At 62.0% G+C, this 13,684-nt stretch carries 13 protein-coding genes and 2 rRNA genes; 5 read left to right on the top strand and 10 right to left on the bottom strand.

Annotated features, from left to right (window positions below):
• Positions 1-34: 34 nt before the first annotated feature.
• Both AB4Y34_RS16275 and uvrB read right to left on the bottom strand, forming a co-directional pair.
• A complete protein-coding gene (locus tag AB4Y34_RS16275) occupies positions 35-583 on the bottom strand; it encodes an iron transporter (RefSeq protein WP_176382354.1) in 549 nt (182 codons plus the stop codon).
• Between the two features lie 341 nt (positions 584-924).
• Positions 925-3,018 (bottom strand): excinuclease ABC subunit UvrB, encoded by a 2,094-nt coding sequence (uvrB, locus tag AB4Y34_RS16270; RefSeq protein ID WP_368716608.1) that lies wholly within the window; start codon positions 3,016-3,018, stop codon positions 925-927.
• A gap of 444 nt (positions 3,019-3,462) precedes the next feature.
• Here uvrB and AB4Y34_RS16265 point away from each other — a divergent pair, with 444 nt between their 5' ends.
• On the top strand, positions 3,463-4,662 hold the full coding sequence (locus tag AB4Y34_RS16265) for an amino acid aminotransferase (protein WP_368716607.1): 1,200 nt from the start codon (positions 3,463-3,465) through the stop codon (positions 4,660-4,662).
• Positions 4,663-4,823: 161 nt separating this feature from the next.
• Here AB4Y34_RS16265 and AB4Y34_RS16260 read toward each other — a convergent pair whose 3' ends face one another.
• Complete coding sequence (locus AB4Y34_RS16260; protein WP_368716606.1) at positions 4,824-6,056, bottom strand: DUF3734 domain-containing protein; 1,233 nt, start codon at positions 6,054-6,056, stop codon at positions 4,824-4,826.
• A 10-nt stretch (positions 6,057-6,066) separates the two neighbouring features.
• On the bottom strand, positions 6,067-6,864 hold the full coding sequence (locus AB4Y34_RS16255) for a 3-hydroxybutyrate dehydrogenase (protein WP_368716605.1): 798 nt from the start codon (positions 6,862-6,864) through the stop codon (positions 6,067-6,069).
• 235 nt (positions 6,865-7,099) lie between these two features.
• Between AB4Y34_RS16255 and AB4Y34_RS16250 the strand changes: the two genes are divergently transcribed.
• Together AB4Y34_RS16250 and AB4Y34_RS16245 are read left to right on the top strand one after the other, a co-directional pair.
• Positions 7,100-8,071, top strand: coding sequence for a potassium channel beta subunit family protein (locus AB4Y34_RS16250; protein WP_368716604.1), 972 nt, complete (start codon positions 7,100-7,102; stop codon positions 8,069-8,071).
• A gap of 119 nt (positions 8,072-8,190) precedes the next feature.
• The gene (locus tag AB4Y34_RS16245; protein ID WP_176382365.1) at positions 8,191-9,036 is read left to right on the top strand and encodes a 23S rRNA (adenine(2030)-N(6))-methyltransferase RlmJ; all 846 of its coding nucleotides are present in this window, start codon (positions 8,191-8,193) and stop codon (positions 9,034-9,036) included.
• A 78-nt stretch (positions 9,037-9,114) separates the two neighbouring features.
• Here AB4Y34_RS16245 and AB4Y34_RS16240 read toward each other — a convergent pair whose 3' ends face one another.
• The 4 genes from AB4Y34_RS16240 to cueR all read right to left on the bottom strand — a co-directional run bounded on the left by AB4Y34_RS16240 (position 9,115) and on the right by cueR (position 11,837).
• Positions 9,115-10,155 (bottom strand): ABC transporter substrate-binding protein, encoded by a 1,041-nt coding sequence (locus AB4Y34_RS16240; RefSeq protein WP_176382367.1) that lies wholly within the window; start codon positions 10,153-10,155, stop codon positions 9,115-9,117.
• A 224-nt stretch (positions 10,156-10,379) separates the two neighbouring features.
• The gene (locus AB4Y34_RS16235) at positions 10,380-10,730 is read right to left on the bottom strand and encodes a hypothetical protein (protein ID WP_255208933.1); all 351 of its coding nucleotides are present in this window, start codon (positions 10,728-10,730) and stop codon (positions 10,380-10,382) included.
• Positions 10,731-10,976: 246 nt separating this feature from the next.
• Positions 10,977-11,123: a DUF3563 family protein gene (locus AB4Y34_RS16230; protein ID WP_013088978.1), complete on the bottom strand. Its 147-nt coding sequence runs from the start codon at positions 11,121-11,123 to the stop codon at positions 10,977-10,979.
• 291 nt (positions 11,124-11,414) lie between these two features.
• The gene (cueR, locus tag AB4Y34_RS16225) at positions 11,415-11,837 is read right to left on the bottom strand and encodes a Cu(I)-responsive transcriptional regulator (protein WP_176109093.1); all 423 of its coding nucleotides are present in this window, start codon (positions 11,835-11,837) and stop codon (positions 11,415-11,417) included.
• Positions 11,838-11,971: 134 nt separating this feature from the next.
• Here cueR and AB4Y34_RS16220 point away from each other — a divergent pair, with 134 nt between their 5' ends.
• Positions 11,972-12,175: a heavy-metal-associated domain-containing protein gene (locus AB4Y34_RS16220; protein WP_176382369.1), complete on the top strand. Its 204-nt coding sequence runs from the start codon at positions 11,972-11,974 to the stop codon at positions 12,173-12,175.
• Between the two features lie 11 nt (positions 12,176-12,186).
• Positions 12,187-13,110, top strand: a complete 924-nt coding sequence (locus AB4Y34_RS16215; protein ID WP_368716603.1) for a dTDP-4-dehydrorhamnose reductase family protein — start codon at positions 12,187-12,189, stop codon at positions 13,108-13,110.
• Positions 13,111-13,254: 144 nt separating this feature from the next.
• Here the strand turns inward: AB4Y34_RS16215 and rrf are convergent.
• A 5S ribosomal RNA gene (gene rrf, locus AB4Y34_RS16210) occupies positions 13,255-13,368 on the bottom strand.
• A 202-nt stretch (positions 13,369-13,570) separates the two neighbouring features.
• Positions 13,571-13,684: ribosomal RNA gene (locus AB4Y34_RS16205) — 23S ribosomal RNA — on the bottom strand; the annotation flags it as partial.

Raw genomic sequence — 13,684 nt, 5'->3', positions numbered from 1 at the left:
TACGTCGAGCGACCGCGTTTGCATCGCGCGTCGATCAGTAACCGCCCTTCTTGCCGATGCCAGCGAAGGTGAAGTCATATTCGAGCGTGATGGGCTTGAACCACGGACCCACGCCGGTTTCCTTGTCGACGTGGCGGCCGAACGCCATGTGGCCCATCTGCATCGGCGGTTCGACGATCAGCTTCAGGTGATACTTGCCCGGGCCTTGCAGCTTGACGTTGTCGCCGTAGTGCGGACCGTCGTTCGCGACCATCGCCATCAGGTCGCCCTTCAACGGCTGGTTCGAGCCGGCCTTCGTCAGTTCGTAGCGCACCTGCAGATAAGGCATCCAGTCGCCTTCGGCGAAACCGGTCGGATTGTTCTTGACCGCGTGAATGTCGGACTCGAGATGGATGTCTGAATCCGACGCCTTGCGCATCATGCCTTCGGGCTCCATCGTGATCGGCTGCAGGTAGACCACGCCGATTTCCATGCCACCCTGGATCTGCTGCTTGCCGATCGGATATTCGGCGGCCGAGGCCGACAGCGCCGCGACTGCGGCTACCGTTGCCGCGCCACCTCGCACAAAGGAAGAAATCCGCATTGATGCTCCTTGTTTTTATCAGACTGGAATCGATTTCATTGAAACACGGGGCCGCAAGTCAGATGTGAATTTAAATGCGAACCATTCTCAATATTGGTTGAGTTTATCATCGATCGCTGATGAGGACAAACCTGTTAGTGCGCTCGGCCTCATGCCAACATGGTTTTAAGGTTCGCTTAAGAGAATCTTTGTGTGTCGAGGAAGGTGGGACGGAATTCGTCACGACCCAGGTGACCGCTCCGGACGGCTCCCGCGGGAGCTCAGGTACTGGCCAATGAGAAAGGGCGTGGCGAGCGGCCGCGCCCTTTCATGGTGAACAAAGCGGTGGAGGGAAACTTCAATTAGTCGACGCCCGACACGTGATCGCCGACATTCGCGCCGAACACGCGCTGACGCAGCAGCGCCAGTTGGTCGCGGGTCTGCGCGGCTTTCTCGAATTCGAGATTCTTCGCGTGCTCCATCATCTGCTTTTCGAGGCGCTTGATTTCCTTGGCGAGTTGCTTCTCGGACATGTCCTCGAACTTCGCGCGGGTCTGCTGCTCCTTCAACTCGGCGCGCGCTTCGTCGACGTTGTACACGCCGTCGATGATGTCGCGAATCCGTTTCACGACCCCACGAGGCGTAATGCCGTGCGCGGCGTTGAACGCGATCTGCTTGGCCCGGCGCCGCTCGGTTTCGTCGATCGCGCGACGCATCGAGTCGGTGATGTTGTCCGCGTAGAGGATCGCCTTGCCGTTCACGTTACGCGCCGCCCGGCCGATGGTCTGGATCAGCGAACGCTCCGCGCGCAGGAAGCCTTCCTTGTCCGCGTCCAGAATCGCGACCAGCGACACCTCGGGAATATCGAGGCCCTCACGCAGCAGGTTGATGCCGACCAGCACATCGAACGCGCCGAGACGCAGATCGCGGATGATTTCGACGCGCTCGACCGTGTCGATGTCGCTGTGCAGATAGCGCACCTTGATGCCGTGGTCGGCCAGAAACTCGGTGAGCTGCTCGGCCATCCGCTTCGTCAGTGTCGTGACGAGCACCCGATCGCCGGCCTTGATGCGCTCGTTGATCTCGCCGAGCACGTCGTCGACCTGGCTGCGCGCCGGCCGCACCTCGATTTCGGGATCGACGAGGCCGGTCGGGCGCACCAGCTGTTCGGCGACCTGCCCCGACGTCTTCTTCTCGTAATCGGCGGGCGTCGCCGACACGAACACGACCTGGCGCATCTTGCGCTCGAACTCGTTGAACTTGAGCGGCCGGTTGTCGAGCGCCGACGGTAGCCGGAAACCGTAGTCGACGAGGTTTTCCTTGCGCGCGCGGTCGCCGTTGTACATGCCGTTCAGCTGGCCGATCAGCACGTGCGATTCGTCGAGCATCATGATCGCGTCGGGCGGCAGGTAATCGACGAGCGTCGGCGGCGGCTCGCCCGGCGCCGCGCCCGAGAAATGCCGCGAATAGTTCTCGATGCCCTTGCAGAATCCGAGCTCCTGCAGCATTTCAAGGTCGAAGCGGGTGCGCTGCTCGAGCCGCTGCGCCTCGACGAGCTTGCCTTCGCTATAGAAGAACTCGAGCCGCTCGCGCAGTTCGGCCTTGATCGTTTCGACCGCGCGCAGCACGGTGTCGCGCGGCGTCACGTAGTGCGACGACGGATACACGGTAAAGCGCGGAATCTTCTGCCGCACGCGACCGGTGAGCGGATCGAACAGCTGCAGCGTTTCGACTTCGTCGTCGAACAGCTCGACGCGCACCGCCATCTCGGCGTGCTCGGCCGGGAAGATATCGATCGTATCCCCCCGCACGCGGAACGAGCCGCGCCGGAAGTCGGCTTCGTTGCGGCTGTACTGCATCGCGATCAGCCGCGCGATGACATCGCGCTGGCCGAGCCGGTCGCCGGTGCGCAGCGTCAGGATCATCTGGTGGTATTCGGACGGATTGCCGATACCGTAAATCGCCGACACCGTCGCGACGATCACCACGTCGCGCCGCTCCATCAGGCTCTTGGTCGCCGAAAGCCGCATCTGCTCGATATGCTCGTTGATCGACGAGTCTTTCTCGATGAATAGATCGCGCTGCGGCACGTACGCTTCCGGCTGGTAGTAGTCGTAGTACGAGACGAAGTACTCGACCGCGTTGCGCGGAAAGAACTCGCGAAACTCCGAGTACAGCTGCGCGGCGAGCGTCTTGTTCGGCGCGAACACGATCGCCGGGCGGCCGAGCCGCGCGATCGTGTTGGCCATCGTGAAGGTCTTGCCGGAGCCCGTCACGCCGAGCAGCGTCTGGAACGCGAGACCATCGCCGACGCCTTCGACAAGCGTCTCGATGGCCGTGGGCTGGTCGCCGGCGGGCGGATACGGCTGGTAGAGCTTGAACGGCGAACCGTCGAACGTGATGAATTTGGATTCGTCGAGCGTATCGTCGGCTTCAGTCAGATGGTGTTCGGACATGAGGGGCGGCACCGGCCTTGGGCAAAGAATCATTCTAACGGGTTGCGGAAAGCGAAGATCGAGCGGGGTTACGTAGGGGGCGCTGGCCGTGCGGGCGGCGGCGTGTCATGGCCCTTTGCGGACTTGTGCGCGAGGCGAAGGACAGCGCACCTTGGCCGGGTCGCGCGGTCGAAACCGCCCCGTGCGCTCAACTTCCTTTCTGCCACATGGCTCCCAGTGCCTGTTTTTCAAGCAAATAATTGCCCTTGGGCCATCTGGTCGTCCGAAAAAAGCGCCCGGATTCGTTACAATGCGAAGTTGCGCTCGCTCGCCGCTGTCCATAGGCCGTCCCCGATTTTCGCGTTTCGTCGAACTCACGCCGCACACGCGAAACGCCGCCGACGCTCCAGATGAGGCCGCCCGCGCGCGAAGCCGCCCTCTTTTCACTACTGCTGCCCACCCATCATGTCTCTGTTCTCCGCCGTCGAACTAGCTCCCCGCGACCCGATTCTGGGCCTGAACGAAGCTTTCAACGCCGATACGCGCGCCACCAAGGTCAACCTCGGCGTTGGTGTGTACTTCAATGAAGAAGGCAAGATTCCGCTGCTGCGCGCCGTGCGCGAGGCGGAACAGGCCCGCGTCGATGCCGCGCTGCCGCGTGGCTATCTGCCGATCGAAGGTATCGCCGCTTACGATGCCGCCGTGCAAAAGCTGCTGCTCGGCAACGACTCGCCGCTGATCGCGGCCGGCCGCGTCGTCACGGCGCAGGCGCTGGGCGGCACGGGGGCGCTGAAGATCGGCGCGGACTTCCTGAAGCGCGTGAATCCGAACAGCAAGGTCGCGATCAGCGACCCGAGCTGGGAAAACCATCGCGCGCTGTTCGAAGGCGCGGGCTTCGTCGTCGAATCGTATCCGTACTATGACGCGCAGACGCACGGCGTGAACTTCGACGGCATGCTGAATGCGCTGAACAGCTATGCGGCGGGCACGATCGTCGTGCTGCACGCGTGCTGCCACAACCCGACCGGCGTCGACCTGAGCGTCGAACAGTGGAAGCAGGTCGTCGAGGTCGTCAAGGCGCGCAATCTCGTGCCGTTCCTCGATATCGCCTACCAGGGCTTCGGCGACAACATCGAAGCGGATGCGGCAGCCGTGCGTCTGTTCGCGGCGCAGGAACTGAACGTGTTCGTGTCGTCGTCGTTCTCGAAGTCGTTCTCGCTCTACGGCGAGCGTGTCGGCGCACTGTCGATCATCACCTCGAGCAAGGAAGAAGCGGCGCGCGTGCTGTCGCAACTGAAGCGCGTGATCCGCACCAACTACTCGAACCCGCCGACGCACGGCGGCTCGGTGGTCGCGGCCGTGCTCGCGTCGCCGGAACTGCGCGCGACGTGGGAAAGCGAACTGGGCGAAATGCGCGACCGTATCCGCGCAATGCGTAACGGTCTCGTCGAGCGCCTGAAGGCAAGCGGCGTCGATCGTGACTTCAGCTTCGTGAACGCACAGCGCGGCATGTTCTCGTACTCGGGTCTGACGGCTGCGCAAGTGGAACGTCTGCGCGAAGAGTTCGGCATCTATGCGGTCAGCACCGGCCGTATCTGCGTGGCTGCGCTCAATACGCGCAACCTCGACGTCGTCGCCAACGCGATTGCTCACGTGCTCAAGTAAGGCAATTCACCGCGCGGAGGTTTGCCGCGCCAGTGCAGCAGCATCGCCGCTGCAACTGTCTGTAGAAACGGCGCCCTTTTCAGAAAAGGGCGCCGTTTTTTATGCCTGACGGACTGTCCGTTCGGCCTTGCCGGCGCGGCGTCGGGTTTCTCCGCGAAGAATCAGCGCGAGTCCCGATGAATATCGTGCGTGACGAACCCGGCATCGTTCTGCGGCATATCGAGCCAGTCGGGCTGTTCGAGTGAACGGACAATATCTTCGAGACCGCTTCGCCAATGCTCGCGCATCGTCGACAGACCGAATTGAAAGTCCTTGTAGTGTCCTTCGTATTCCTTGTGCCGGTAGATCAGGTGAATCACGTTGTAGCGCTTCGAGCACGACAGATCTTCGGCCAGCTTGCACCATGGATCGTCGCGTTGCTCTTCGGGCACACGGTCCAGCACCTCGCGCAGTACGTGACGGAAACGCTGCGAACGCTGCAGCATGTCGGTCACGAGACGCGTACGGCTCGAATACTGGATGTCTTCCATGCGCCCCTGCACGTCCGTGATGTTGTCCGGCACCGGCCCGATCGCGCTCCATAAATCGACCTGAAACGCGAGCGTATCGCGACGCGGTGTGGTCTGGAGCACCTCGTAGAGCGGCGTATTCGACATCAGGCCGCCGTCCCAGTAAAACTGACCGTCTATCTCGACGGCCGCGAAGCCCGGCGGCAACGCGCCCGACGCTATGAAATGCTCGGGCCTGAGCGTGGTGTGCGTATTGTCGAAGTACGCGAAGTTGCCCGTGCCGCAATTCACCGCGCCCACCGACACGCGTATTTCCCCGGAATTGATCCGATCGAAATCGCACAGCGACTCGAGCGTGGCCTTCAGCGGCGTGGTGTCGTAGTAGCTCGCCAATTGCGGCGAGCCGGACACTGTCGGCAACGGCGGCGGGAAACGCGGCACGAAAAAGCCCTTTTGCCCTTCGACGATTGCGCTCATCGCCTGCGCTGCCGTAAATGCCTTGCGCACCGCTTCGCTCGAATTGAACAGCACGTGTTCGACCGGAGCCGGCAACGGCGGTCCGAACGCCGGCTGGCAGATCGTCTCCCAGAATTGCAGCAGACGCTCGACGCGTCGTTCCGGCGCATTGCCCGCAATGATCGCCGTATTCAGCGCGCCGATCGAAATTCCCGCGATCCAGTTCGGTTCGATGCCGGCTTCGTAAAGCCCCTGAAAGACGCCGGCCTGGTAGGCGCCGAGCGCGCCGCCGCCTTGCAGCATCAGCGCGATGGTTTCGTAGTTGGGCAATCGGAGATGCCGGCGCGAGCGGGCGGCAATCGCCGCACCCGCACCTTCCCCGTCGCCGGACACGCCCACGCGCGCCCGCTTCAGATTGCGTTGCGCCACAGGCCGCCCCTTAGTGCATGTACCAGCCGTGGCTCACGATGAACGACTGGCCGGTCAGCGCCGCAGTCGGGAAGGTCGACAGGAACAGCACGGTCTGCGCGACGTCTTCGACCGTCGTGAAGATACCGTCGACGGTACTGCCCAGCATCACGCGCTTGATGACTTCCTCTTCGCTGATACCGAATTCCTTCGCCTGCTCGGGAATCTGCTTGTCGACGAGCGGCGTGCGCACGAAGCCCGGACACACGACGTGCGAACGCACGTTATGCGCAGCGCCCTCCTTGGCGAGCACGCGCGACAGACCCAGCAGAGCGTGCTTCGCGGTCACGTACGCCGACTTCAGCGGCGAGGCGAGATGCGAGTGGACCGAGCCCATGTAGATCACGACTCCGCCGCGATTGTCCTTGTACATATGCTTGAGCGCTGCCTTGGTGGTCAGGAACGCGCCGTCCACGTGAATGGCCTGCATCTTTTTCCAGTCCGAGAACGAATAGTTTTCGATCGGATTGACGATCTGGATGCCGGCGTTGGAAACGAGAATGTCGATCGAGCCGAATTCCTCGGCGACCTTGTCGATACCCTGGTTGACGGCGTCTTCGCTCGTCACGTCCATTGCCACGCCGATGGCCTTACCGCCGCCCTTTCCGATTTCTTCAGCAACGGCGTTCGCGCCCTGCTGGTTCAGGTCGGCGATCGCGACCGCCGCACCTGCGGCCGACAGAGTCAACGCGATCTGTTTGCCGATGCCACTCGCGGCGCCAGTGACGACGGCGACCTTGCCGTTCAGATTCGAGTTCAGAGACGACATCCAGAACCTCCATGCAGTTGATGAGCAATGAGACCACGAAGCCGCGCGCGGCGAGAAGTCGGCCAAACGGTATAGACCGTTCGGCGGATGCAGCGCGGCGGCTGACTTTGCTATTGTGCATGAACCCTGTGAACGACATAGGTAAAACGCACGCCGAACCGGATCTATTTAAACTGGACGCTTCCGGACTGAATCGGGGCTCCATTCCCGTGGCATCACCAACCAGGAGACATGCATGAATTATCGACGTCTGGGCCGCTCCGGCCTGCAAGTGAGCGAGTTGTCGATCGGCTCATGGGTCACGTACGGCAACCAGGTGGATCACCGCGCCGCGCGCGAATCGCTTGCCGCGGCGCGCGACGCGGGCGTCAATTTCTTCGACAACGCCGAAGTCTATGCGGGCGGCAAATCCGAGGAAATCATGGGCCATGCGTTGAAGGAGCTCGCGTGGCCGCGCGTGAGCTACGTCGTGTCGACGAAATTTTTCTGGGGACTCAACGAAGCGCCGAACCAGTACCACACGCTTAACCGCAAGTACCTGATGAACGCGATCGACGGGTCGTTGAAGCGCCTGCAACTCGATTACGTCGATCTCGTATTCTGTCATCGTCCCGATCCGAACACGCCGGTCGAGGAAACGGTCTGGGCAATGAGCGACATGATCGCGCGCGGCAAGGCGCTGTACTGGGGCACCTCGGAATGGAGCGCAGACGAGATTCGCGCCGCATATGAAATCGCCGAGCGACACCATCTGCACAAGCCGGTCATGGAGCAGCCGCAATACAACCTGTTTCACCGCAAACGCGTCGAGCAGGAATACAAGCGGCTTTACGAGGACATCGGCCTCGGCCTGACCACGTGGAGTCCGCTGGCATCGGGCCTGCTCACCGGCAAATACCGTGACGGCGTGCCCGCCGACAGTCGCGCGCAGTTGCAGGGCTATGACTGGCTGCGTCAGCAGCTCACCGACCCGACGCGGAACAGCGTGGTCGGCCAGCTCGGCGCGGTCGCCGACGAACTCGACTGCACGGTCGGTCAGCTCGCGATCGCGTGGATTCTGAAGAATCCGAATGTCAGCACGGTGATCACGGGCGCCTCGCGCGTCGAACAGATCGGCGAAAACATGCAGTCCGCCGAGGTGGCGACGCGCATCACGCCGGAGATCAAGCAGCGGATCGAGGAGATCATCGGCGACGCGCACGAGTGATCGCGCGCGCAGCGCCGCGCACTGAATGACTAACCGGGCACGCGCGGTCGCGTACAATACGCGACCGCGCGTCGCCGGCTCCTTGGGGCCGGCCTGCGCTCTCTCAGCGTCCTCTCATCATGCTCAGCTACCGCCACGCCTTTCATGCCGGCAATCACGCCGACGTTCTGAAACACGCCGTCGTGTTGCAGCTCCTGCGCTACCTTGGCCAGAAGGACAAGGCCTACTGGTATATCGACACGCACGCGGGCGCCGGCGTCTACTCGCTGAAGGAAGGCTACGCGACGAAAACCGGCGAGTTCGAGACGGGTATCGCAAAACTGTGGGGACGCAACGATCTGCCGCCGCTGTTCGCCGACTACGTCGACGAAGTCAGCGCGCTCAATGCCGATGGCCAGCTGCATTTCTATCCGGGCTCGCCGTATCTCGCGTGGCGACAGTTGCGCGCGCAGGATCGTATGCGGCTATTCGAATTGCACAGCACCGAAATCGATGTGCTGCGCCACAATTTTCGCGACGCGGGTCGCCGCGCGATGCTGTACGCGGGCGACGGCTTCGACGGCATTCTCGCGCTGTTGCCGCCGGCGCCGCGTCGCGCGCTGATCCTGCTCGACCCGTCGTATGAAGACAAGCGCGACTACGGGCGCACGCTGCGCTGTGTCGAGGAAAGTCTGAAGCGATTTCCGACCGGCACGTATGCGGTCTGGTATCCACAGGTCAAGCGCCCCGAGTCGCAGCGTTTTCCCGATCAGCTGAAACAATTGCAGAAGGACAACTGGCTGCACGTCGGCCTGACCGTCAGCAATCCGCCGGAAGACGGCTATGGGCTGTTCGGTAGCGGCATGTTCATCCTGAACCCGCCGTATACGCTCGCCAAGATGCTGAAGGACCAGATGCCATGGCTCGTCAAGATGCTCGGCGAGGACAAGGCTGCGACGTTCAAGGTCGAATATCGCGGCAATTGAACGCGATGTGCGGCGCGTGAGCGGATTGCGCGTGCGGTCTGCAGTTGCCTGCCCGCGCAAGCCGATCTGCGCTCGGGCTCACTTCAACTGCGCGGCCGCCTTGCTGGCGAACTGGTTCGTATAGGTCGCACTCAAATCGATCTTCTTCGGATCGAGCCGGCTGTCGAACGACGACAACGCGCGCAGCGCCGTCGCCGGCCCATCTGCGGGCATCAGTCCATCCGGCGAGTACGCGTCGCGCACGTTGTGAAAGGCATCGAGATAAAGCGTCGGGTCGCCCAACAGATAGGCTTGCGGCACCATCTTCAGCAGATCCGCATCGCTCGCGGTCTGCAGCCAATGATTTGCGCGCACGATCGCATTGGTCAGCGCCTGCGTCGTCTTCGGATTTTTCTGGATGAAGCTTTCGGGCGCATAAAGCGTTGCAGCGGGCATCGTACCGCCGAACACCTCCTGCGTGCCTTTGACCGTGCGCGTATCCACCAGCACCTTGATCGCGCCGCTACGCGTGAGCTTGGTCATCATTGGATCGACATTGGATAGCGCGTCGATCTGCCCACTGCCCACCGCGGCCAGCACTGTGGCGCCGCTTCCGACGCCGATCGCCGAAATGTCGCTGCGCTGCACGCCGGCCTTGCGCAACGCGACGGTGAGCACGAGATCCGTCGACGAACCCGGCGCGCTCACGCCGACCTTCGCGCCTTTGAAGTCCGCGAGCGACTTGATCTGATCGGCCTTCGACTTCACCACGCCGATCACGATCTGCGGTGCGCGGCCCATCAACACGAACGCGCGATAGTGCTGCCCCTTCGCCTGCATGAACAGCGTGTGCTCGAACGCGCCCGCGCCGACTTCGGCGCTGCCGCCCACCACCGCTTCGAGCGCCTTCGAGCCGCCCGCGAAATCTTCGAGCGTGACGTTCAGGCCTTCGTCCTTGAAGTAGCCGAGCTGCTGTGCGGCGAGGACTGGCAAATAGTAGAGGCCGGGTAAGCCGCCGACGGCCATCGTCAGTGTCGGCATTTCCGGCGCGTCCTTCGCGAACCCGGCGCCGGGCAGCGCAGCCAGTGCGAGGAGGATCAGGCAGGCGCGCGTCGCACGCTGCATCCAGTGATTGGGCATGATGACGTCTCCTTGTATTTTCCGTTCGAAGCGGTGACGCAGGCGCGCAGCCGGGATCGAAGCTCACGGCGACAAGGCGCGCAACGATTGTCGTCGGGCGGTTTCACGGACGCCATGCGCCCAAACCCGAATGGGATTGTCGGGGGCGAGCGAAGCTGGCGTATTCGGCGGGAGAAGCGGCACGGGTTAGAAGCGTCGCCGACGATCTTTCGCGCCGTCGCTACCTATTGCGGAAACGGCACTGGTCGCGGCATCGGCCGCGGCGGCACGCCACCACCCGCCGGCAACTGGATATAAGGCGCGACCACGAACGGCGGCGGCGATTCTGCAGGCAGCTCGATGGGTGCCGCGATCGGCGGTGCGGCGACGATCGGCTCCGGCGCAGGCGGCGCGCTTAGCAGTACGGTACCGCTGTGGCCATTATTGATGCCGCCAAGCGTATCGAGAACCACGGGAGGACGCTCGTAATCGGACACCGCATATGCGTCCGACGCGGCACAGAGGGTGGCGAAGGTCGCCGTGGCGGCCGCGGCCATCATGGATCGGAAAGTTTGCAGCGAACGGACGGAGGACATAGGCAGCCCGATTGGTTATGAATGCCGTCTTGCGCGAAAAACGTCCTACATTACCGCGGCCCGCGTTACGAAGCTAGTCGATATTCGCCATGAGCAGCCTTCTTGCGGCGATCACTCGAAAAACGCCGAAGGCGCGCGGTTTTCGATGTGCAGATACGGCAAAGCCCCGCTTTGACGGGGCTCGACATCGGTACTGCAATGGCCGCGCAAAAGCAGGCGCCGCCAGGTCAAACTCAAAGCGGAAACTCAGCGCGAATAGCCGTTGGTTTCGAGCGAACGGATGCGCTGTTCGAGCTGGACGATATCCGACGACGATGCGAGGTATGCCTCACGACGGCTACGTTCCGCGGTTTCGAACCAGGTGCTCAGCTTCTCAAGAATGAATGCAAACATGATGTTCTCCAAGGATCAGATCGAATCCCCGGTGATTTGACATCAGGGATTTCCCGTAAAAGGGTTAACCCGCATTATAGTCTTCAGGTGCAACCGGACCAGTGAAATGCCCGCATGATGTGCATTCCATTTTGGAATAACGCACTTCATTGGTGCGCTGACCGTGCTGATTTTATTTGGGTTTTACCGCGCGCTCGGCGCGGGCGTCCTTGCCTGAGTTTCAACGCACACTTTCGGTGCACCACTCGGTTTGACCAAAGCGAATCGGCAGACCAGGTTGCGACTCTCCGGCTAAAGCGGATGGCAACCTTGTCCCGAAACAAGGTCTGTATCCGCTAGTCGCTCGATGATCGGACAATCTGGCCGGTCATCGCCGTTGCAATGATCGGCCAGATGCGCGAGGGTGTCGCGCATGTCCGTCAACTCGGCGATGCGGCGATCGAGTTCGGCGACATGCTCGAGCGCGATCCGCTTTACTTCGGCGCTTGCACGCGAGCGGTCGTGCCATAGAGCGAGGAGTCGCCGGATATCCTCGACCAGAAATCCGAGCCGGCGCGCCTGCCGGATAAAGCGAAGAGAGTGCACTTCCTGCGGGCCATACACGCGATAACCAGCGCTCGTGCGCGCCTTCGCGGACAAAAGGCCGACGCTTTCGTAGTAGCGGATCATCTTTGCCGTAACGCCCGACGCGCGGGCCGCTTCGCCAATGTTCATGACTGTTTTCCCAAGGTTGCGGATGAACTCGAAGCGATCCTACACCTTCCCATCGTGGGAAGGTCAGCTACCCAAACACGAAACGGCAGGCATAATTCGGCTATCCGCGATCTGATTCCGCTGAGGTCTGTGCAATGACAATCGAACTCCATGTAGAAGGCATGAGCTGCCAGCACTGTGTTGCTGCCGTCACGAACGCGATTCGCGAGCACGACGCCGCCGCGCAGGTTCAGGTAGATCTCACGAGCGGCCGTGTGCTCGTGGAGTCGACACAACCGATCGAGGCGCTGAAGGCCGCGATTGACGAAGCCGGATACACGGCCACGTCTCTGCGCTGAGGGTGCGGGGCATGTTCAAGGTTGCCGTAATCGGTGGTTCCGGGCTGCTCGGGCGCGCGCTCAACGACGAACTCGCGCGCCAGATCGATTGGCACATCGTCTCCACAGCATTTAGCCGGCCGTCTCCACAGATGGTCGCGTTCGATATTCGCGATAGCCTTGCGGTCGAGCGTTTCATCGACCACGTGGCACCGGATGCCGTCGTGATTGCCGCGGCGGAGCGCCGACCCGATGTATGCGAGCGCGATCCGGCACGTGCTCGTGCGTTGAATGTTGATGCCGTGCGAATAATCGCCGGGGCGGCGAATCGACGCGGCGCGTGGACGCTGTCGATCTCGACCGACTACGTGTTCGACGGCAAGCACCCGCCCTATCGTCACGACAGCACGCCCGCGCCACTGAACGCGTATGGACAGAGCAAGCTCGAGGGAGAGCGAGCGCTAATCGAAACGGCCGAGCTCGGATGCGTGCTGCGACTGCCGCTGCTGTATGGGCCGATTGTGAGTTGGTCAGAGTCAGCCGTGACTAGCCTTGTGCCGGCGATCGCGGCGTCGGCAGCGCCGGGCAGCCAGGCTGCCAAGATGGACGCTTGGGCGATCCGCTATCCTACGTTCACGCCCGATGTCGCGGTCGTGATCCGACAGATGCTCGAGCGACACGCGCGCGGCGAAACGATCTCCGGCATCGTGCAATGGTCCGGCGACGAACCGATGAACAAGTACGAGATCGCCGTGCGCCTAGCAGAAGCATTGCAACTCCGCGCGCATTTGACGGCGCAGCACACGCCCACCGATGCGACGCCGCGCCCTCACAACTGCCATTTGGCATCGAGCCGTCTGGAGGCACTTGGAGTCGGCCAACGCACACCGTTCGATATGGCGATCCGGCAGGTGCTAGCCGCGTTTGGATGGCGGGGAACGGCGACTCCCGCTTGATCTTGCGGCTTGCGTGCGGACGCTACTAGCAACGGAGGAGCTTGAGGATGTGCTGCGGATCGGAAAGTAGTGAAGCGCGCGGAATTGACCGCGTAAACGCAAAAACCCCACCGCTGGGCGGTGGGGTTTCTGGCTTTTGGGGGAGCCTGACGATTACCTACTTTCACACGGGCAATCCGCACTATCATCGGCGTGGAGTCGTTTCACGGTCCTGTTCGGGATGGGAAGGGGTGGGACCGACTCGCTATGGTCATCAGGCATGACGGGTTGCTGCGTCGCAGTCGGGTTGGGGTCAACCCGGCGCCACAGCCAATCGGGAAGAAGCGTAAAGGATTCGTGTTTTTGGGGTTGTGTTGTTTCTGGCACAACACCGGTCTCAAACTGCATGTCTTCATCCCCTTCGGGGATCGGACACCCGTAAGCGCTAAAGCGCTAACGGTTGTCGAGACACACCTGTTATAGGATCAAGCCTTACGGGCAATTAGTATCAGTTAGCTCAGTACATTACTGTACGTGCACACCTGACCTATCAACGTCCTGGTCTTGAACGACCCTTCAAGGGGCTCGAAGCCCC

The organism is Paraburkholderia sp. BR10954, assembly GCF_040965775.1.
GTDB lineage: Bacteria > Pseudomonadota > Gammaproteobacteria > Burkholderiales > Burkholderiaceae > Paraburkholderia > Paraburkholderia youngii.
The sequence above is the reverse complement of the archived record's forward strand: the minus strand, read 5'-3'. Positions and strand labels throughout refer to the sequence as shown.

Coding starts and splice junctions, on each gene's coding strand:
- AB4Y34_RS16275 (WP_176382354.1), bottom strand. CDS start 583: ATGCGGATTTCTTCCTTTGTGCGAGGTGGCGCGGCAACGGTAGCCGCA.
- uvrB (WP_368716608.1), bottom strand. CDS start 3,018: ATGTCCGAACACCATCTGACTGAAGCCGACGATACGCTCGACGAATCC.
- AB4Y34_RS16265 (WP_368716607.1), top strand. CDS start 3,463: ATGTCTCTGTTCTCCGCCGTCGAACTAGCTCCCCGCGACCCGATTCTG.
- AB4Y34_RS16255 (WP_368716605.1), bottom strand. CDS start 6,864: ATGTCGTCTCTGAACTCGAATCTGAACGGCAAGGTCGCCGTCGTCACT.
- AB4Y34_RS16250 (WP_368716604.1), top strand. CDS start 7,100: ATGAATTATCGACGTCTGGGCCGCTCCGGCCTGCAAGTGAGCGAGTTG.
- AB4Y34_RS16245 (WP_176382365.1), top strand. CDS start 8,191: ATGCTCAGCTACCGCCACGCCTTTCATGCCGGCAATCACGCCGACGTT.
- AB4Y34_RS16240 (WP_176382367.1), bottom strand. CDS start 10,155: ATGCCCAATCACTGGATGCAGCGTGCGACGCGCGCCTGCCTGATCCTC.
- AB4Y34_RS16235 (WP_255208933.1), bottom strand. CDS start 10,730: ATGTCCTCCGTCCGTTCGCTGCAAACTTTCCGATCCATGATGGCCGCG.
- AB4Y34_RS16230 (WP_013088978.1), bottom strand. CDS start 11,123: ATGTTTGCATTCATTCTTGAGAAGCTGAGCACCTGGTTCGAAACCGCG.
- cueR (WP_176109093.1), bottom strand. CDS start 11,837: ATGAACATTGGCGAAGCGGCCCGCGCGTCGGGCGTTACGGCAAAGATG.
- AB4Y34_RS16220 (WP_176382369.1), top strand. CDS start 11,972: ATGACAATCGAACTCCATGTAGAAGGCATGAGCTGCCAGCACTGTGTT.
- AB4Y34_RS16215 (WP_368716603.1), top strand. CDS start 12,187: ATGTTCAAGGTTGCCGTAATCGGTGGTTCCGGGCTGCTCGGGCGCGCG.